Source organism: Marinobacter sp. LV10MA510-1 (genome assembly GCF_002563885.1).
In the GTDB taxonomy this organism is placed as follows: Bacteria; Pseudomonadota; Gammaproteobacteria; order Pseudomonadales; family Oleiphilaceae; genus Marinobacter.
The window spans coordinates 2037002-2055776 of record NZ_PDJA01000001.1; the positions used below are offsets into that span (position 1 = coordinate 2037002).

Annotated in this window: 18 protein-coding genes; 4 read left to right on the top strand and 14 right to left on the bottom strand. The window is 55.4% G+C overall.

All coding sequences use genetic code 11. The annotated features are described in order from the left end of the window. Positions 1 to 6: 6 nt before the first annotated feature. The 8 genes from ATI45_RS09745 to trpB all read right to left on the bottom strand — a co-directional run bounded on the left by ATI45_RS09745 (position 7) and on the right by trpB (position 9070). Positions 7 to 972, bottom strand: a complete 966-nt coding sequence (locus tag ATI45_RS09745; RefSeq protein ID WP_098419326.1) for a Brp/Blh family beta-carotene 15,15'-dioxygenase — start codon at positions 970 to 972, stop codon at positions 7 to 9. Then, a complete protein-coding gene (locus ATI45_RS09750) occupies positions 966 to 2183 on the bottom strand; it encodes a lycopene cyclase family protein (RefSeq protein WP_098419327.1) in 1218 nt (405 codons plus the stop codon). Before ATI45_RS09750 ends, ATI45_RS09745 begins: the two co-directional genes overlap by 7 nt. Next, complete coding sequence (locus tag ATI45_RS09755; RefSeq protein ID WP_098419328.1) at positions 2180 to 3151, bottom strand: phytoene/squalene synthase family protein; 972 nt, start codon at positions 3149 to 3151, stop codon at positions 2180 to 2182. Before ATI45_RS09755 ends, ATI45_RS09750 begins: the two co-directional genes overlap by 4 nt. Beyond that, positions 3148 to 4719: a phytoene desaturase family protein gene (crtI, locus tag ATI45_RS09760; RefSeq protein ID WP_098419329.1), complete on the bottom strand. Its 1572-nt coding sequence runs from the start codon at positions 4717 to 4719 to the stop codon at positions 3148 to 3150. Before crtI ends, ATI45_RS09755 begins: the two co-directional genes overlap by 4 nt. A gap of 4 nt (positions 4720 to 4723) precedes the next feature. After that, a complete protein-coding gene (locus tag ATI45_RS09765; protein ID WP_098419330.1) occupies positions 4724 to 5728 on the bottom strand; it encodes a polyprenyl synthetase family protein in 1005 nt (334 codons plus the stop codon). Between the two features lie 159 nt (positions 5729 to 5887). Continuing rightward, on the bottom strand, positions 5888 to 6712 hold the full coding sequence (locus tag ATI45_RS09770) for a bacteriorhodopsin-like (protein WP_098419331.1): 825 nt from the start codon (positions 6710 to 6712) through the stop codon (positions 5888 to 5890). 272 nt (positions 6713 to 6984) lie between these two features. After that, positions 6985 to 7815 carry a tryptophan synthase subunit alpha gene (gene trpA / locus ATI45_RS09775; RefSeq protein ID WP_098419332.1) on the bottom strand — a complete coding sequence of 277 codons (831 nt, stop codon included), beginning with the start codon at positions 7813 to 7815 and terminating at the stop codon, positions 6985 to 6987. A 1-nt stretch (position 7816) separates the two neighbouring features. Further along, positions 7817 to 9070, bottom strand: coding sequence for a tryptophan synthase subunit beta (trpB, locus tag ATI45_RS09780; protein ID WP_098419333.1), 1254 nt, complete (start codon positions 9068 to 9070; stop codon positions 7817 to 7819). Between the two features lie 114 nt (positions 9071 to 9184). Here trpB and ATI45_RS09785 point away from each other — a divergent pair, with 114 nt between their 5' ends. Beyond that, complete coding sequence (locus ATI45_RS09785) at positions 9185 to 10072, top strand: LysR family transcriptional regulator (RefSeq protein WP_098419334.1); 888 nt, start codon at positions 9185 to 9187, stop codon at positions 10070 to 10072. Between the two features lie 54 nt (positions 10073 to 10126). Here ATI45_RS09785 and ATI45_RS09790 read toward each other — a convergent pair whose 3' ends face one another. The 4 genes from ATI45_RS09790 to ATI45_RS09805 all read right to left on the bottom strand — a co-directional run bounded on the left by ATI45_RS09790 (position 10127) and on the right by ATI45_RS09805 (position 13089). Continuing rightward, positions 10127 to 10783, bottom strand: a complete 657-nt coding sequence (locus tag ATI45_RS09790; protein ID WP_098419335.1) for an OmpA family protein — start codon at positions 10781 to 10783, stop codon at positions 10127 to 10129. Positions 10784 to 10821: 38 nt separating this feature from the next. Further along, complete coding sequence (locus ATI45_RS09795) at positions 10822 to 11817, bottom strand: alpha/beta hydrolase (protein WP_098419336.1); 996 nt, start codon at positions 11815 to 11817, stop codon at positions 10822 to 10824. Between the two features lie 77 nt (positions 11818 to 11894). Then, positions 11895 to 12179, bottom strand: a complete 285-nt coding sequence (locus ATI45_RS09800) for a GIY-YIG nuclease family protein (RefSeq protein ID WP_098419337.1) — start codon at positions 12177 to 12179, stop codon at positions 11895 to 11897. Continuing rightward, positions 12169 to 13089 carry a DMT family transporter gene (locus tag ATI45_RS09805; protein WP_098419338.1) on the bottom strand — a complete coding sequence of 307 codons (921 nt, stop codon included), beginning with the start codon at positions 13087 to 13089 and terminating at the stop codon, positions 12169 to 12171. The genes ATI45_RS09800 and ATI45_RS09805 overlap by 11 nt, the downstream gene beginning before the upstream one ends. Before the next feature lie 151 nt (positions 13090 to 13240). Between ATI45_RS09805 and ATI45_RS09810 the strand changes: the two genes are divergently transcribed. Further along, positions 13241 to 13642 (top strand): DUF4168 domain-containing protein, encoded by a 402-nt coding sequence (locus ATI45_RS09810; RefSeq protein WP_098419339.1) that lies wholly within the window; start codon positions 13241 to 13243, stop codon positions 13640 to 13642. A gap of 29 nt (positions 13643 to 13671) precedes the next feature. Here the strand turns inward: ATI45_RS09810 and ATI45_RS09815 are convergent, their stop codons facing one another. Both ATI45_RS09815 and ATI45_RS09820 read right to left on the bottom strand, forming a co-directional pair. Continuing rightward, the gene (locus tag ATI45_RS09815; protein ID WP_228735961.1) at positions 13672 to 14592 is read right to left on the bottom strand and encodes a mechanosensitive ion channel family protein; all 921 of its coding nucleotides are present in this window, start codon (positions 14590 to 14592) and stop codon (positions 13672 to 13674) included. Positions 14593 to 14667: 75 nt separating this feature from the next. Then, positions 14668 to 15504: a 23S rRNA (adenine(2030)-N(6))-methyltransferase RlmJ gene (locus tag ATI45_RS09820; RefSeq protein ID WP_098419340.1), complete on the bottom strand. Its 837-nt coding sequence runs from the start codon at positions 15502 to 15504 to the stop codon at positions 14668 to 14670. Between the two features lie 498 nt (positions 15505 to 16002). On the opposite strand from ATI45_RS09820, the gene ATI45_RS09825 reads away from it, so the two are divergent. Both ATI45_RS09825 and ATI45_RS09830 read left to right on the top strand, forming a co-directional pair. After that, positions 16003 to 17319, top strand: a complete 1317-nt coding sequence (locus tag ATI45_RS09825) for an imelysin family protein (protein ID WP_098419341.1) — start codon at positions 16003 to 16005, stop codon at positions 17317 to 17319. A 6-nt stretch (positions 17320 to 17325) separates the two neighbouring features. After that, positions 17326 to 18768 carry a di-heme oxidoredictase family protein gene (locus ATI45_RS09830; RefSeq protein ID WP_098419342.1) on the top strand — a complete coding sequence of 481 codons (1443 nt, stop codon included), beginning with the start codon at positions 17326 to 17328 and terminating at the stop codon, positions 18766 to 18768. The last annotated feature ends 7 nt before the right edge of the window (positions 18769 to 18775 follow it).

Below are 18775 nucleotides of genomic sequence, written 5' to 3' on the forward strand. Positions count from 1 at the left end.
GCCCTCTCACTCAGAAAGCCGCTGGCTCCACCATAATCTGACGATGATAGCGTGGGGAAGTGTTAACGCGGCCAGCGCCCAGAACATGACTCTGACCGCTTCAACGAACAAACTCGGGGCAGGCTCGATAAGTACGATCACTCCCCAGGCGACGCACGCCATTGCGATCGCCCCCAGCGTTGCAGGCAAGACTTTACCGACCGGAAACGCCTGGAATAGACTTTTTTGATTCGACAACAAGCGGTGTTCTGCAATCGAAAGGAAATGACGCACGCTGTGAATCGCACAAAAATAGAACGCGAATCCAAGAAGCGGTGGCAATGCGATCAAGACCGCGCCCACCAAGCATAACTCCAACAACACTCTTGGATCTGGTCGGCTGAGGCGCCCAATCAACAGGTATCCGAAACCCAAAAGCCAAAGCACGGCCAAACACGGCCCAAGCCATACCAGAATGTCCAAAACTACCGGTGTTTCCATCTTAATCAGCCAAGCAAATAACTCGCTTGTTTGCTGCGGATGCCCGAGTATTGGCCCAAGAATGGGCATGCTGCCACTTAGCCAAAGCAATAAAGGGTTTTTCGCCGAGCTCAGGAACGCTTCGTCGGTATAGCCAAAATGCCAGATCGACAACCCCAGAAACACCAGCAGCGCCACCACCGGCAGCACCCAGATTAGCGCAACAAAAGCCAACGAGGCCATCAGGTAGGCGCACAGAACAACGAACAAACCGCTAGATGACGTTGCGGTCAGTTTCTTGAGAATCATGGGATCAGCGCCGCCGTGGGACAGACCGAACACACCAATCGGCAGCAACACAATCCAGAACTGTTGCTCAATCGACAGGGCCGGCAGCATAACGCCGACGATCAGCGCGAGGCTGGCAATAGTCAATATCACGCGCTGGTGACGGCGCCCGCCGGAACTCCGATAAAGCACATTGTCAGTCGTGGCGTTATCGTTTATCACCATGGCAGCGCCGCCCGCATAAAGGGCCCTGGCGGTAGCGCGCTGGCCACTGCTAGAGCATCACGCCAGCGTGGCTGGTCGTTCATGAACCGGCTCATTTGTGCCGCGCTAGTGGCGGCAAACAGCTTCACGAACCATTGTGGCGCTTTGTCCGGATGCCGCTTCAGTGCCCGCAGAAACACGCTGTCCATCCAGTCGAGCCAGCCAGCCCGCACACTTGGGCCCTGAAGCATCCAGTCGCCACTAGCGTGAGCCGCAAGAATTTGCCGGGCAAGAGCCGCGCTGCCTCTTTGGCAACTCACAAAATGATAACCGGTGGCGGCCCTCATCCAGCCTGCACCAACGCCTGCCCTGATCACCCGACCAGAGTTCTGAACATTCGGCATGCGTAACATAGGCAGGCTACCAGACTCCTCTCTTGTGACTTCGTAATACCCCAGGTTCTGTCGCTGCAGCCATGAATCAAGGTCTGAGCGATAGCCCGGCGCAGGCTCCTTCTCTGGTTGAAACCCGGTCCATTCAATCAGAAAGTGGTCCTCGTCGAGAGGCAACAGGTACAAAAAACACGGGTGCGGGTATCCAGGCTGAAAATCCATCAGTGTGGCCGTAGAGGTATCAAAACCGTGCTTGGGACAGGTAATCTCAAGGCCTGAAAAAACCTGCCAAAACCCAACGTCGGATATCAGCTGACCCTTGTCGGGAGGGCGCGTATCTATGACGGCCTTTGCCTGCCAACGGCGTTGATCCGCCGACACCAAGGCGCCATCATCGGTGTATTCAATGCCGCTAACGGTCACACCAAGGTGCAAATCAAAGGCCGGAATATCGTCTATTTTGGCCAATGCATACCGATACAAAACATCTGCCGGCAGCATTGCGTAAGCAGCGTTTCCGTCAGACTGACACGCTATTTGATTGCCTTGGCTGACCTGCCAGCGAAACCAGCGATGGGTGATAAGATCGCGAAAAGGATGCGGCTCAAGGTCCCAGAAACACCATGTTCGATCGTTACTGTAGGATGTTCGTGGTTCGAGAAAACACACTCTGGGCAATGTTTTTTGCCCCTCTTCTGCCAACTGAAAGAGCCAGCAGGCCAGGCTGAGCCCGGCTAATCCGGCTCCGATAATGACAAGGTCATACTCGGCGTTTGGCGCGGCGCGCTGGCTTGTGGGCTTTGGTCCAGATTCAAGTTCGAATTCAAGACGACGGTTCATCGCTTTTCAGGCTGGCGCAGTTCAAGACTGGTTGTCAGGCCTTGATGCAATGCGTGATCGTGACGAATAGACTGGCGATTGACTGCACCTGCCGCCAGTTGAACAACGGCCCCCACAGACACCCTCAGTTTCTCGGCTGAGCCAACCACACATCGGCTCTGCCAATAGCGTTGTTCGCCCCTTTGCAGAATCTGTCGGCCAATTTGCCGATAGACCTTTGCAGCAACGGCAATGGCCAAACGTGCTCTGAACGGCAGATAACCCAACCCATGCCACCCACTGCGATAGTAGACCTCGGACATCCCAAGCAGATCGCGGACGCCCAACCAGGCTTGGTGCCGGGCAACTCGATTTCCAGCCACAATATTTTCTGGCTCAATCGTGCCCGCTGCCCCATCGGCCGGCAGGTAAAAGCGGTTCAAGTGGGCATCCTCCAGAACATCTCGAGAGATGTTGGTCAGCTGCATGGCAATTCCTAAATCAATAGCGTGCGGTAGGGCTTTTTCCCGCTCACGTGCGTTCAACAGGCACGTCATCATAACCCCTACCGTTCCCGCCACACCGTAGCAATAACGAAGGAGTTCGGCCTGATCCGCCACTCTCACAAGGTCAAGATCCCGACGCACCGTGTCAACAAGATCACCCAATGCGCTCAGCGCCAACGGATGTTCTCCCAGCAGCAATTCCGCCTGGTGGTAGAGCTTGGGCTTTTCGTCAGCCAATGTTGGCCGGGATATCAGTGCCTGGTGAAATTCACCAAGCTGCCGGTCAGCTGCCATCGCCTGGGCGGGCGTGGATGCCTCGTCTGCCAGGTCATCTATGTTTCGGCATATCTGATACAGGCCTGCGGCGCTCTCAAGCTGTTCTGCGGTCAATAGCTGGCCAGCCCAATAAAAGCTCTTCCCCTTGCGCCGCAAAACATCGGCGCCGGTTGCGGATAGACTGGTCTCGGCAACCGACTCATTCATTTCACGCCTCTGATGGCGGTGCCTGCTGGCGCTCCCGCTTCGATGTCAGGCTGAGTTTCAAAGGCTCTGACCACTAAGCGCTCAACCACACCGGCCGAGCACACCACACCCGGCACGCCTGCGCCTGGATGAACACCAGCACCCACAAAAAACAGGTTTCGATAGCGCGGCGACTGGTTATGAAAGCGCAGCCCGGCCGACTGTGTGAGCGTAGGCGCAATAGAGAACCCGCTGCCAAAGGGACTGTTCAGCTCAGTGTGGAAATAGGTGGGCGAAATGCTGCGCTTGGCGCGGATCTGCTGCGGAAGGTCCGGCATGAGGCGTTGAGTCAAAATGCTGATAATTTGATTTTCAATGTCAGTAGAAATCTGATCCCAATCCTGATTGCCCTGAAGATTAGGAACCGGGGCCAGCACATAAAAGGCGTCACCATTTTTTGGCGCCATGGTCGGGTCTGTCGCGCCGGGCCGGTGCAAGTAAAGACTCAAATCTTCCGGAATCTGGCGCTGTTCAAAGATCTCGGTCAAAATTTCCCGAAAGGTTTCACCGAACACAATCGTGTGGTGCTCAATGTCGGAGTAAACCCGCTCGGTGGTGAAATAAAGCACAAACAGCCCCATAGACTGCTTTAACCGGGCCCTGTGGCTGTCGGCAAGCCGCTGGCGGGTGGTTCTTTCAATCCAGTGGTCATAAACGTAGAGCGGGTCCGCGTTACTCACCACCAAGTCGGCATCAAAACGTCGGCCCTGGTCGGTCACAGCGGCGCGCACGTTCAAGCCGTCCATGTCCAGATGCTGAACTGACTGGCCGACGTGCAAGCGACCGCCGTATCGCTGAAACAGCTCCGCCAATGCCTTAATTAGCGCACCGGTTCCGCCTTGTACATACCAAACACCGCTTTTACGCTCCAAAGCATGAATCAGGGCGTAAAGTGACGATGTCTGAAACGGGTTGCCCCCCACCAGCAGGGAAGGCACAGAAAAAGCTCTGCGCAGACGCTCATCGCTGAAAAACTGAGAAACAAATTGGTAAATACTCCGGTCGGCCCTGAGCTTAATGAGGTCTGGCAAAACCTCCAGCATGTCCGCAACCCGGGTAAAAGGCCGCTGTGCCAACTCGGTGAAGCCACGATCGTACATTGCTTCGGCGGCTTGTAGAAATTGCGGGTAATGTTCGCCTTCGCCCGGCGACAGCCGGTCAATCTCTGCAACCAGCGCCTCTGTTGTGCCGTGATAGTCAAAGTGACTGCCATCGGCAAAGTCCATGCGGTAAAAAGGCGACACCGGCAACAGTGTCACCTGATCTTTCAGAACTTCACCAAAACGTTCGAATAATTCAGCAAAAAGAAAAGGCGCGGTGATGACGGTTGGCCCGGCATCAAAGCTGTGGCCATCCAGCTCGAAGGTTCTGGCTCGACCCCCCAAATCCTCGTGCTTTTCCAGCAGATCGACCTTATAACCTCGAGCCAACAAGCGTAAGGCAACAGCAAGTCCGCCAAATCCGGCTCCGACAACCACCGCTGTTTTCGCCGCATTAACCCCACGAGCCCCACATAGTTGCTGAGTCATGGCATCACTCCCCATTCGATCCAAAGGAATAACGATGTGCTTGTGCTCTGCATTCCAATTTCATGAGTAAAGGGCCTAGTGTGGGCGTAATCGGCGTAGCCATCTGTGTTTCAAGACACTTAAGCTGGCGTCGGCCACGCCACAATGCAGCCAACGCGTGGCGAGTCGCCCTTTGAACTCTAAGTTCCGGACTGTCATTAAGTCTGCCACGATGGTGGTGCCAGGCATGGAAAGGATGAAGCGATTTTACCTTGCTTTTCAGATCAGCCATTGGCTCCGCCAGATCGTCCAGGTCGTCGATGATCTGATAGGCCAGACCAACTGCCTCTGCGAACCGCTTTATAGAGTCCAGAACCGACAGCTCAGACTTCGCCGCTATCGCACCTGTCATCAGCGGAAGCTGGATCAGTGGGACAGTTTTGGCCTGCGCGGCTTTAATATAGGCTCTAAACCGGGGCTGAACACCGGGTTTTACCGGTGCAATCTCAATGCTTTGCCCGACAATAACCCGACCGGTCATAGCCGCTAAATATTGCGTCAAAAGACGGGATTGCTGGGCATCCTCCAAACCAGAGGCCACGGCGAAAGCCGAACAAAGAAGCAAATCGCCGGCGCACAAAGCGACACCTCTGCCGTGTCTTTTCCACACTGTCGGCTGCCCTCTTCGAAGCTGATCGCCGTCGAGGAGGTCATCGTGTACTAAAGACGCGTTGTGGATGAGTTCGCAGCATGCCGCCGCAACCACCGCATATTCTTGGGAACATTCAAAACTTCTGCAACTGGCCAGCGCCAGACGGGCTCTCAACAAACTCCCTCTGGTACTGATCTGGTATTGGCTGGCGTTGTTTGCTGGCCCTTCCATTACACCTTGCAAGGCATCGAGCATCAATGAACTAACCTGGTCTAACGCTCGCGCGTAATCGGCCTTATCGGCTGATGGGACCGCAGCAACGTTAGCACTGATGTTTTTTTTCAAAGGTACTTCGGCGCCTAAGACGGAAACAGTCATTGTTATTCTCCCTACGCGGGGATGATTACTGAAAGCTGCTTATTGAGCCCGCTTGATCCAGAAGAGAGAAAGCGGAACCGGCACGGACTTGGTCCGTGCCGGCTTTATCGCAATGGCTAACAATCAGCAGTCAAGTTCCGACAGATTTTACGACTGTTTTCAAGCGACTTTTTTCACCGGAGCCTTCTGCTCTGCTTGCGTGGCTGTTTCTGCGGGTACTTCCGAATGTTCGCGTTCATCTGCCCTGCTCTTACGCACAGCAATCGTAAAGATCAACAATCCGAAGACAGCTTTCGCAACAATGTCAGCAATGGTGTAACCGGTTTCCACAGCCACAATCGCTGCACCGCCTGTCACGCCCACCAGTGGCAGCAAATAGACGATCGGGTAGAACGCCCAGGAAGCAACGACCAGAATGGCAGCTGCGTTGATCAGGCCTTTGACTTCATCCGGCTGCTGCGAGATCGATTCTTTGAGACCGACAACCAACTCACGCACGATGTACAGGAACGGAATCATCGCTAGAATCCAGAAAATCGCCCGGGTTCCGACTTGATCCGACACTTCGCCCGGATAGCCAAGAATAACCATTAGCGCGGCTGCGCCGCCGAGTTTAACAGACCGGCTCACAGTCTCACTATTGCTGAGCTTCATCACCAAAATCAGCTCAACCAACAACAGCGGCACTGTTAACAGCCAGTCGACATACCGGTATGCACGGTTAAAGCCTTCTCCCGTTGCCACGATTTCCCCAGTAGTCACCGTCGCTGCCCCGTCCCAAGACAGCATGATTTGAAGATAATGGTAGGCCGCTATAGCCGTTACCAAACCGCTGATCGTGATAGCCATTTGATAGGCCGGCGCAACCGATGACCTCATCAGCCACAAGAACAGCGTGGCCGATGCCATGACGGCCAGACCAAAAGAGAAAACATTTCCGATGAAGCCATATTGACCAATCGATAGACTTTCGAGCTCTAGCATGCCCCTAACCCTCTAGATTGTTGTACTTTGAAATTAGCCATCTGCGGGCTTTAGAAGCCCTTTGGGCCGACGACCAACCTTGATAACGATATAAAACCTACATTACGGTAATTAACTACGCTGGGAGCCGCTTTTGGATCATGAACAAATCTTTATTCGGAAGATTTATTTTCAAGATTCAACGCCGCCTCATAATATTGCCAATCAAAAAGGCCTGCCCAAGATTCAACTCGCACAAGCTTTTAACAACCTTAATTTATTGAAAACGGCTCTTAGCAAACGCTAGATTTTACCCTTGCGGCTCTAACCGCTTCTGACAACTCCCGCGTTAAAGCCAGAACGTCATCACGACCTGCGGCTTCGGTTGCAGCGTTCGCCACGCACTCCACCAGAGCCGAACCCACCACTACGGCATCCGCAAAACGCGCAATGCGCTCAGCTTGGGGTGCGGTACGAATACCGAACCCCACGGCCACCGGCAAGTTTGTATGCTCTCGAATCCGCGCCAGTTCTTTTTCCACTTTTTCAGCGGTGGGTGCCGCAGAGCCAGTAACACCGGTGCTGGAAACGTAGTACAAAAAGCCGGAGGTATTTACCAGTACACCGGGCAGCCGGGCGGCATCGGTGGTGGGCGTTGCCAGGCGAATAAAGTGAATACCGACTTCGCGGGCCGGCACGCACAGTTCGTTGTCATGCTCTGGCGGCAAATCCACCACGATCATGCCGTCTACACCGGATGCTGCGGCATCGTCCAGAAAACGCTCTACACCGTAGCAGTAAATTGGGTTGTAATAGCCCATCAGTACAATCGGTGTGTCCTGATTATGCTCGCGAAATTCACGCACCATCTGCAGGGTTTTGATGGTGTTGTGACCACCGGCCAAAGCCCGCTGGCTCGCAAGTTGAATGGGCGCACCATCGGCCATAGGGTCGGTGAACGGCATTCCCAGTTCGATAATATCGGCACCGGCTTCAGGCAACCCTTTTAAAATCTCCGCGCTGTGCTGATAGTCCGGATAGCCTGCGGTTACAAACGTAACCAGGGCAGCACGGTCTTGCTGGCGCAAGGCTTCAAAACAACGATCAATACGACTTGCGCTCATATCAGGCTTTCCCTTTAACGTCTTTTCCAGCGTCTTTCTCAGCGTTTTCCGCACTGGCGTCCATGGCGGCAAGGACAGTAGACATGTCTTTATCACCGCGGCCGCTCAGGTTGATAACAATCAAATGATCCTGCGGCAATGTCGGGGCCACTTTCATCACGTAGGCAATAGCATGGGCTGTTTCCAGCGCCGGAATAATACCTTCGATGCGACACAGAGTGTGGAAGGCTTCCAGAGCTTCGTCATCGGTAATGGCGGCGTAGCTGACCCGGCCAATATCATTTAACCAGGCGTGTTCAGGGCCAATGCCCGGGTAATCCAGGCCCGCCGAAATCGAATGGGCGTCCTGAATCTGCCCGTCAGCGGATTGCAGCAGGAAGGTACGGTTGCCGTGCAATATGCCAGGGGTGCCGCCTTTCAGGCTGGCCGCGTGGCGCTTGTCCAGGCCTTCACCGGCAGCTTCAACACCCACCATGGCTACGCTGTCATCGTCCAGGAACGGGTGGAACAGGCCCATGGCGTTTGAGCCGCCACCCACACAGGCTACCAGCGTGTCGGGCAGGCGCCCTTCGCGCTCGAGAATCTGCTCGCGGGTTTCTTCACCAATAATCGATTGGAAATCACGCACCATGGCCGGATAGGGATGCGGACCTGCTACTGTGCCAATGATGTAAAAAGTATCAACCACGTTGGTAACCCAGTCACGCAGGGCTTCGTTCATGGCATCCTTAAGAGTGCCTGCACCGCTGGTGACCGGAATTACCTTGGCTCCCAGCAAACGCATGCGCTGCACGTTGGGCTGCTGACGGTGAATGTCGACGCTGCCCATGTACACCACGCACTCCATACCAAAGCGCGCCGCTACGGTGGCAGTTGCCACACCGTGCATGCCCGCCCCGGTTTCCGCGATGATGCGGGTTTTACCCATGCGTTTGGCCAGCAAAATCTGGCCCAGGCAATTATTGATCTTGTGAGCACCGGTATGCAGAAGGTCTTCGCGCTTCAGGTACACTTTCGCACCGCCGAGCTGTTCGGTTAACCGTTCAGCCAGATACAGGGGGCTCTTGCGGCCAACAAAGTCACGGCGCAGCCCGTCCATCTCATCAATAAAGTCTTTTGAGTTGCGTGCACTTGCGTATTCTTTTTGCAGCTCAAGAATGAGCGGCATCAGGGTCTCGGCCACAAAACGGCCACCAAAATGACCAAAAAAGCCGTTGATATCCGGGCCCTGTCGTAGCGTGGTTGCTGTGCTCATGGGATTTACTCCGTTGCGCTGATTCGATTTCTAATTGATAGTCAGTGTAAAGCAGGACAACACAGGGGGAAATCGATAAAATTGCACCAACCTGTGAGAAAAAGTAACCAATTTATGGAACATGCCAACCTGCCTTTACCGTCGCTGAATGCGCTGCGCGCCTTTAATGCTGCGGCACGCCTGCTAAGCATGAGCCGTGCCGCTGAAGCGCTTAACGTGACTCACGGTGCTGTTAGCCGACAAATTGGTCAGCTTGAACAACAACTCGGCATAGCGTTATTCGAGCGCCAGGGCCGCGGCATTGCCTTAACCGTCGCAGGCCACCAGCTGTTCGCTACCACGGATTCGGTTTTCTCACAGCTGGAACAGGTTTGCGAGCGCCTGCGGCGAGAGGCCCGTGATGCGCCCCTGGTGTTGAGCTGCTCGGGTAGCTTTCTGGCGCGCTGGTTTATTCCGCGCCTGGGCCGGTTGCGCCAGGACTGCCCCGATCTGGACATTCACCTGACCACCACCGACGAAGAGCTGCATCTGCCCGCAGGGGTAGACGCAGCTCTGGGCTTTACCTCAGCACCTACGCCCGCGGGGCAAAACCTGATTGTTCTGGGCCCTGAACGAATCGGACCGGTGATGGCCCCCAGTCTGGCCCCTGCCAACCCAGACATGCCGGCGAGCGCCCTGCTGGAGTTGCCGCTACTGGAAACCCTGTCACGGCCGCAAGCCTGGCCACAATGGTGTAAGCATCAGCAATTAGATACGCAGAGTTTGCCGATACGGCAATCGTTCGAACATTTAAATTACATGCTAGAGGCAGCATTGGTAGGGCTGGGCGTGGCAATAGCGCCGCAATATCTGGTGGAGGAAGACCTGCGCAGCGGGCGCCTGCTGGCGCCTTGGGGCTTTATAGAAACCCGCGATACACTGTGCCTGCGGCTTCCCGGTGATACGGTGTCACCGCGGGCCCAGCGCCTGGCCGATTGGCTGGCCAAGGCGCTGGCACGATGACTCTTATCCGGGATCTGAACTTGACTCTGCCGCGTTAGCGCGCGGGCAACGGCATTAGCCCATAGGCACCAGCGTTAGTTCAACGCGACGGTTCTGTTCACGGCCGGACTCGGTGTCGTTAGACGCCACCGGGGAACGCTCTCCGTAACCCATCGCGCGGGTACGCCTGGACTCAATGCCCTGATTCAGCAAAAAGTCACGAACCGACGACGCCCGACGCTCACTCAACAGCTGATTGTAGCTGTCTGCGCCCTGGCTGTCGGTGTGCCCCTCAATCTGAATAACGGTTTGATCAAACTTGTTCAACACAGCGGCAACGGATTCCAGAGTTCCGGCAAACTGCGAGCGAATACTGGTCTGATTCAGGTCAAAGGTAATGTTGCCTGGCATAATCAGCTCGATTTGGTCGCCGTTACGCACCACGCGCACCCCGGTACCCTCAAGCTGTTGGCGCAACTGCGCTTCCTGACGATCCATATACACACCGACACCGCCACCCAGAGCGCCGCCAGCGGCAGCGCCAATCAACGCACCTTTGCCGCGATCACTTTTGCTGGAGGTAGCCACACCGATAGCGGCGCCGCCAAGTGCGCCAATCACGCTACCCTTGGTAGCATTCGATGTTTTCTGTTCGCCGGTGTACGGGTCGTATGTCATACAGCCGCCAAGCGTCAGGCTGGCCAGCGTTACCGCAAGTGTGGTTTTTTTCACAGCGTGTTCCTTATTTCCGTGGGTCTGCGACAGCGTGTTCACACGTCTGTCGTGAATGTATCGATAATGGTTTTAAACACAGTTGCCTGCAAATCGTGGGCCTCGTTGACCAGATGGTGCCGGCCGCGCGGCAACTTGACTTCATGGACCCGGGCAAACTTGTTACGAATAATCCGCAAATTATGAGGCCAATCTACGGTCAGGTCTTTTTCACCCTGGACGACGGTTATATCAAACTCAACCGGACGCGCCGACTCAATATGAGGCACCCACTGGCGCAAGGCCGAAACCCAGTCAACGTGAATAGCACGTGCCTGCAAAGGGTCAGCCTTACGTAGAAATTTCAAAAACTCCGAGTTGCCGCTGTTGGCACTGAATACCCGCCGCCAACGGCTGACAAACGGCTTAAGCACCGTGTGCAACACGCGGGCCTTGACCCAGCCGGCAGGGCGTATCAGCGGCGCCAGTAAAACCACTTTGCGAAACTCTGATGTGTCCCGGGTATGATGATTCGACAACAGATAGTCAATCAATATGGCGCCGCCCGTGCTCTGCCCCACGGCATACCAGGGCCCGCGAATTTTCTGTCGCACCTTCTCCGTCACATCGCTGAGCACCTGCTGGTACTCCAAAAAGCTGCCGATGGCCGCCGGCGTACCGCTGGAAAGCCCGTGGCCTGGTTGGTCATACGCCAGCACATCGAAGCCTTCTCCCAGGCAGCGGTCTATCAGCTGGGTGTAAAGCCCGACGTGGTCAAAGTAGCCGTGCATGACAAACACCGTTCCACGGCAGTGTGTTGCCGCTGTGGTGCGGTAATAGTGCACCATGACCTGATGCTTGCCGGAATTCACATAGCCTTGATGATATGCCACCTGCGAATGCTCTACCCAAAGGTCCAGCCCATAAAAATGACAGTAAGCCACCATTTCACGGCTCAGCTCTCTATCGTTTTCCGGTTCGAACGCTTCCAGCCTGTCCAGCAACGAATTACGGTCCCAGTCGGGTATTTTTATAGTATCTGTTTTCCAGTACACGAGGGGCTAAACACCTGTGGTAATTAAGAAACATTCGTTGAGGGCGTCACGTTCTGCGCCTTTAAGCTCTCGAAACCTTACTGGTCGCGAAGCCAGTCGTCCAGCGTAAGCTGGCCATTGCACAGCGCCTCTTTACGGTTTTTGGGCCAGCGTTTGATTTTCCACTCCAGCTGCATGGCCTGGCCGCGGCCACCCACACAGCTCTGAAACGCCAGAACCAGCGGGCCCTTGCCGCGAAGGCTGCGGGCACCTCTGGCGCCGCCTTGATGCTCAGCAAAACGCCGTTCCACATCGATAGACACACCGGTGTACAAGGCGCCAGCGGCAGTTCGCACCAAGTAAACCGACCACTCAGCCGTCACCGCTCACGACTCCTGCGGCGACTTCCTGTTGCGGCTCGGCTTTTTTCTGCTGCAACCACAAGCCGGCCATAATCAGTACCAGCCCTACGTAAGTAGACGGCAAAATTCGCTCACCCAAAATAAACCAGATAAACACCAACGATAAAAACGGCGATATAAAAATAAGATTGCTGACTTTCGCCGTGTTTTCGGCTTTTTTCATGGCGTAGGACCACAGCACGAACGCAATGCCCATTTCAAACACGCCAACATAACCGGCCGCCAACAGTGAACCCGTCAGCGAAAAATGCAGGCTGTCGGTGGCTACAGCCGCTGCAACAATTACCGGCAAACCAAATAGAAAATTCAGGAACAAACCCACCACCGGATCACGGGTATCGCGGGTGGCAATAATCCAATAGCTGGCCCATACCAACGTACTGCCAACGGCAAAGGCCACTCCCAGCGGATCTGAAAAGCTCAGGTCGGTTACCGCGCCACGGGTGGCAATCACAAATACGCCGGCGTAACACACCAGCCCGGCCGCGATGTCGCGCCCGCGCAGGCGCTGGCCTAGAAACGGAACAGACAGGTAAGCCAACACCAGCGCCCAGGTATAATTGATGGGCTGGGCTTCCTGAGCCGGCAGGCGGTCAAAGGCGCCAAACAGAAGGAAATAGTACAGGCACGGGTTAATCAGACCCATCATAAATGACTGCGCATACTGCCCGCGGCGAAGCTGGAACACCAAGCGCCAGCGGCCCTGAACCACCAGAATGGTGCCCATCACCAAAATAGAGGCCACACAGGCAATTAACAACAGCTGCAGCGGGGACAAATCCGCCAGTGCCAACTTGAACGCGGTGGCCACGGTGGACCACAGTAATACCGTGGCGAGGCCGTACATCATGGCCTGTTTTTGATTGGTCATAGTTTAAACTCTCACCGCGGCTTTGATGCCGTACTATAGGCATCGCAGTATACCCATCCTTACCGGCCTTATACAGGTCGTTAATTTGCTAACAATATCGCCTTGTGCCAGCCTTAAGCCTGATTCTGTGCCATTACTGGAGGCTATCGCCATGAACAAACGAGTTCAAAGCGTTCTCACCACCACAGCGCTTGTTAGCCTGCTAAGCGCTGCCAGCGCCTTGGCTCAGCAGACTCCGGCGATTGAGAAGATTACTGAAAGTTTCAGCGAGCCGGCAGCGGCCGGAACACACACGGCGTTTTACAACGATGCGCAGTTACATAGGTTCGTGAATGCGCAGCAACAGATTGGCAATTTACAGAATGATTACAAAGACCGCATTGACGGCGCCGAGTCTGAAGCCGATGTCAAAAGACTGGGCGAAGAAGTGAATGCTCGAATGGCAAAGATTATTGAAAGTCAGAATATGGATATTGACACCTATAACGCCATCGCAATCGCCTACAATAGCGAACCGAGTATTCGCAACCGAATTGACGCCTTGATGCCCTAATTCTCTGACGCCCGAGCGACTTGCCTGGCTCAGTTTCCTGTCATCAGTGCAGATACAAAACCGATACCCTCGGCAGCCATAACTTGCGCGCCAGTGGCTGTCAGTTCACTGATAAAGCGAAACTTGGCGCTCGGCTCTACAGGATAGGCTTTCAGCCTGTAAACCATACCCCAAGGCTTGTTAGACACCACAACCAATACCGGTTTCCAGGTTTTGGTGAGCGGGTGGGTGAATGCGACGGTGCGCAGCAGCGTCATCGCCCTCGCCATATCATGGTGGGGCTGCAGGTGAAACTCGGCAACGCACATAAGGTGATTGGTGCCGTCATTGCCATTGGCAATCAGCGAGTCCCACAGTTTGCTGTGAGGCACCACAATCACCGTGTCGTCTGGCGTTAACAGTTCGGCCGCGCGGGTGCCAATGGCGCGCACTTCGCCGTATTGGCCGTTAATTTCGATCCAGTCACCAGGCCGGTAAGGCATTTCGTAAAGGGTGACAATGCCGGCAATCAGACTATTGGCGTAATCTTTGAACGCAAAACCCAGGGCCAAACCACTCCTGTGGCGGCACCAGAAAGCGGCCAACTCGCTGATCACCCAGGGTTTATCCAAGGGTTGCTGCTGGCCCCGCTCACGCAGCGTTCGAATTGCATCAACGACCGCTTGGGCGTGTTCTTTACGATCGGGCCCCGGCGCTATCCTGTGCAGTTGCTCATCGCTCAGTTCGAGTATGCTGTCCAGGCTTTCGAACGGCTCTTCTCGCCGGGAAATAGTGGCCCCGAGCTGATCCACCCAGTGCGTTAAGCCTCCCATCAGAGTACGCCGGACAGATGCTTCCGCCCGCGTCCATTGTTCTATCGGGATCAACCCGCCCGGTAGCACCGGATTGTCGTTACCGCTGCTGCCATTACCGTTATCGCCACCTCCCTGCTCCGGCTTGTGCTTGGCCACTCGCGCTCCAATACATTAATAATTGTTAAAGACGTAATAACTTACAACATAGCTCGAAAGCGCAGCACCACGATGCTATTCGGCAACCAGCCAGTCCATCTGTTGGCCCAGGCCCAGCCGCGCGGTCGGCTCCAGATCGCTCATCATCGCCGACAGCCGTTCATCCATACCCCAGGGTGGATTGATGACCAGCATTCCGGAACCCACCATGCCGCGCTCCGGTGGCGTATGCAGTCGCACTTCACTACGCAGGATTTTGCGAATCGGGTCGGCCCTGAGGCCATCCAGCAAAGTCTGCTCAAGACCAGAGGTCAAGATGGGATACCACACCAAAAACACCCCGTGGCGGCATTTTTGCCACGCACGGCTGAGTGTTTCGGCTACGGCGTTATAATCGGTTTTTACTTCGTAAGACGGGTCAATAAGCACGAGCAAGCGCGGCTGACGGGGTGGAAGCACTTTCAGCAGTCCCGCCATACCGTCCTGATGGGTTACTCTTAATCGTTTACCAGAAGCCCATTGGCTCAAACTGCTGGTTTCTGACGGGTGCAGTTCGAACACACCCAGGTTGTCTTGCGCGCGTAAAAAATGCCCAAACCATGCAGGCGACCCAGGATATTGGTGCAGGTTCGCGCCGGAGTTTAGTTGCTGTAAAAACGGCCGCAACAGCTGCCAATCGGCTGCCGCCAGGCTGTCCAGCTGGGGCCAGAGTTTGCGGATACCCGCATCAGCTTCGGCGGTTTTGCGGGCCCGCTCATCATCAAGATCGTAAAGCGCACTGCCTGCGTGGGTGTCGATACAGGCTATTCCCGACGCTTTTGCTTGCATCATATTCAGTGCCAGCACCAGCGCCGCGTGCTTGTGTACATCGGCGAAATTGCCTGCATGAAAGGCATGGAGATAACTCAGCATAAACGGGCTCCCGGTTAATGGGAGCCATTAAGCCCGACCACGACTGGTGTGTGCAAGCGCATCACAGCTGAACAACGCCCACCACAGTCACCCTGGTATATCAGGACGTATCAGCAACCACTTTTCCAGTGTGCTATTGCCAGTTTTCCGGCGCTCATTACTGCGCTGTGGTCCAGCAGAGTCAGCCGTTCCTGACGATGCAGAGGAACTTTTTTTAATGTTTTGCCAGGCTGTAAAAATGCTGGCGGGCGTTCCTGCAAGCTGGATAACTGAGTTGCTCATGATCCCATTCTCCACGGTGTTTAATTGACGAGGGCGCACAAGAGGCGCACCAAACGCTCTCTTGACGTCAATGTAACAGCACGAATAGTTATTGCAAATCATTCTCATTTTTATTTTTGATAGAGATCAACTACAATTTGCGCAAGCGTCTTGTTGCGCCTCAAAATGCAAACGCGAACTCGTATCATTAAAAATAACTTATTTTCGGAGTTGATTATGCCCTTTCTATCCCGCCCGGCGCCGCTGGCGATTGCCGTTTCTGTGTTACTTGTCGCCGGCTGCGGCACCAACGGTGCCGTTGCCAAAAACCAGCCCGCTGACCAGAATATTGGCAAGAACATTAATAACAGTGCAGTGGTAACCCACTACGCAGACGTTGCTCACGCCACCTTTGAAGATGCGTTGATAACCGCACGGGCTCTGAACGCCGCAACTGACCGCCTGATTACCAACCCCACCGAAGCCAACCTGAATGCCGCTAAAGAAGCCTGGTACGCAGCACGCGTTCCTTACCAGCAAAGCGAAGTCTTCCGTTTTGGCAACACGTTGGTTGACGACTGGGAAGGCCAGGTAAATGCTTGGCCGCTGGACGAAGGCATGATCGACTACGTCCAATCTGACGGTTACCAGTACGAGCTGGGCAACGCTGGCGCAACCGCCAATATTATCGCCAGCACCAGTATTAACGTGGGTGGCGAACAGCTGGACGTAAGCACTCTGACGGCTGAATTGCTGGCCGACCTGAACGAAATCGGCGGTTCCGAAGCCAACGTTGCCTCTGGCTACCACGCCATCGAGTTTTTGTTGTGGGGCCAGGATCTGAATGGCTTTGACGCCGGTAATGGCGAGCGGCCAGTCAGCGACTACCAGCAAGGTAAAGAGTGCACCAACGGCAACTGCGATCGCCGTGGCCAATACCTCGACGCCGTGACCGAGCTGCTGGTTGACGATCTGGAATGGATGACCGCGCAGTGGGCCGAGGGTTCCTCCGACAACTACCGCGCTCAACTGACGTCTGCCGATGCGGGCGAAGGCGTGCAAAAAATGCTGTTTGGCATGGGCTCCCTGTCACTGGGCGAACTGGCAGGTGAACGCTTGAAAGTTGCATTAGAAGCCAACTCCTTTGAGGACGAACACGACTGCTTCAGTGACAACACCCATAATTCGCACTACTACAACGGCCAGGGCATTCAAAACGTTTACACAGGAACCTATCGCCGGGTAAACAACTCTGTGGTCACCGGCCCGTCATTGGCTGATTTGGTCGAGCAAACCAACCCGCAGCTGAATGCCGAACTGAACAAACAGCTGGACGAAACCATGCAGGAGCTGGCCCTGATGAAAGCCAAAGCCGAATCCTCACAGGCCCCTATGGCGTTCGATATGATGATTGCACCAGGTAACGATGAAGGCGCGAAAATTGTTAACGACGCTATCATGGCATTGGTTGTTCAAACCGGTTCTATTGAACAGGCCGCCCGCGAACTGGGTATTGAAGCCCTGTCACCAGACGACGCCGGCCACGCATTCTGAGGCAAAATGAAAACAATTTTACTAACCGGAGCGCTGGCATTTGCCAGTGCTTCCCTGTTCGCCGGCGCTCAAATCGCCACTAAAGCCAGCGCCGACAGTTCTAGCGAACACGCCGGCTATGCGCTGCAAACCACCCCGATGACCGGTGGCGCCGGCACCGTAAACCAGTCCGATACCAACGCGTTTTCCCTGCCCCAGGGCAACCTGTCGATGACCAAGCGGCTCGATTTCAGCGTTGGGAACAGTTTTTTCCGCAACCCCTGGGTAGAAGCGCCTGCCAGCACCCAGGCTCGTGACGGCCTTGGCCCGCTGTTCAACACTAACACCTGCCAGGGTTGCCACTTGAAAGACGGCCGCGGCCACCCGCCGGCGGTTGATACACCCTCGGTCTCTTTGTTTCTGCGCCTGGCCGTGCCCCACGACCCTATTGAAGACGCCGACATTTTGCGCACCAACGGTTTCAAGCCCCACCCGGTCTACGGAGCGCAGCTGCAAACCTCTGCCCTGCCCGGCGCCAAGCCCGAAGCCGACATGGTTTTGAGCTGGGCAAAACGCGTTGACGTGCTTGCTGACGGTACTGAGGTAGAATTACGCGAGCCTGTGTACACCATAGAGAATGCTAACTATGGGCCTTTGGGAGACGACCTGTTGATTTCACCGCGAGTAGCACCCCCAATGATTGGCATGGGGCTGCTGGAAGCCATTCCCGCCGAAACGGTGGCAGCCCTAGCCGACCCGGATGACGCCAACAGCGACGGCATCAGCGGAAAGGTTAACCAGGTGTGGGACATCGCCAGTGGCCAGACTGTCGCCGGGCGCTTTGGCTGGAAAGCCGCGGAACCCGATGTGCACCAGCAGAGCATGGGCGCCTTTGCCGGTGATATGGGCCTTACCTCATCACTGAAAACCACCACCGACTGCACCCCAAGCCAGAACTGCGCCGACTGGGCCAATGGCGGCGAACCGGAAGTGACGGACAAAATTGCCGACTTTGTGACTTTTTACTCCAAAAGCCTGGCGGTTCCGGCCCGCCGCGATATGGACAGCGGCGTCGTTCAGCAAGGCGCCCGGCTGTTCAACGAAACCGGTTGTGCGGCTTGCCACACACCCACCCACGTCACCGGTGTTGATCCACAACGCCCTGACCTGAGCAGCCAGACCATATGGCCTTACAGCGATCTGTTGCTGCACGACATGGGGCCGGCGCTGGCAGACGGTCGCGACGAGTTTCTGGCCGACGGTAACGAATGGCGCACGTCTCCTCTCTGGGGTGTTGGCCTGGCTCAACAGGTGAACCCGCTGGCCGGGTTTTTACACGATGGTCGGGCTCGCACCCTGGAAGAAGCTATTCTCTGGCACGGTGGCGAAGCGCAACCGGTCAGCGACCGTTATCGCCAGATGGCAGAACAGCAGCGCCAGGCACTGATTGAATTTCTGAACTCACTGTAAGGACGTT

Coding starts and splice junctions, on each gene's coding strand:
- ATI45_RS09820 (WP_098419340.1), bottom strand. CDS start 15,504: ATGCTGAGTTATCTCCATGCCTTTCATGCAGGCAATTTCGCCGATGTA.
- trpA (WP_098419332.1), bottom strand. CDS start 7,815: ATGAGCGCAAGTCGTATTGATCGTTGTTTTGAAGCCTTGCGCCAGCAA.
- ATI45_RS09745 (WP_098419326.1), bottom strand. CDS start 972: ATGGTGATAAACGATAACGCCACGACTGACAATGTGCTTTATCGGAGT.
- ATI45_RS09810 (WP_098419339.1), top strand. CDS start 13,241: ATGAACAAACGAGTTCAAAGCGTTCTCACCACCACAGCGCTTGTTAGC.
- ATI45_RS09830 (WP_098419342.1), top strand. CDS start 17,326: ATGAAAACAATTTTACTAACCGGAGCGCTGGCATTTGCCAGTGCTTCC.
- crtI (WP_098419329.1), bottom strand. CDS start 4,719: ATGACTCAGCAACTATGTGGGGCTCGTGGGGTTAATGCGGCGAAAACA.
- ATI45_RS09785 (WP_098419334.1), top strand. CDS start 9,185: ATGGAACATGCCAACCTGCCTTTACCGTCGCTGAATGCGCTGCGCGCC.
- trpB (WP_098419333.1), bottom strand. CDS start 9,070: ATGAGCACAGCAACCACGCTACGACAGGGCCCGGATATCAACGGCTTT.
- ATI45_RS09750 (WP_098419327.1), bottom strand. CDS start 2,183: ATGAACCGTCGTCTTGAATTCGAACTTGAATCTGGACCAAAGCCCACA.
- ATI45_RS09825 (WP_098419341.1), top strand. CDS start 16,003: ATGCCCTTTCTATCCCGCCCGGCGCCGCTGGCGATTGCCGTTTCTGTG.
- ATI45_RS09770 (WP_098419331.1), bottom strand. CDS start 6,712: ATGCTAGAGCTCGAAAGTCTATCGATTGGTCAATATGGCTTCATCGGA.
- ATI45_RS09765 (WP_098419330.1), bottom strand. CDS start 5,728: ATGACTGTTTCCGTCTTAGGCGCCGAAGTACCTTTGAAAAAAAACATC.
- ATI45_RS09755 (WP_098419328.1), bottom strand. CDS start 3,151: ATGAATGAGTCGGTTGCCGAGACCAGTCTATCCGCAACCGGCGCCGAT.
- ATI45_RS09805 (WP_098419338.1), bottom strand. CDS start 13,089: ATGACCAATCAAAAACAGGCCATGATGTACGGCCTCGCCACGGTATTA.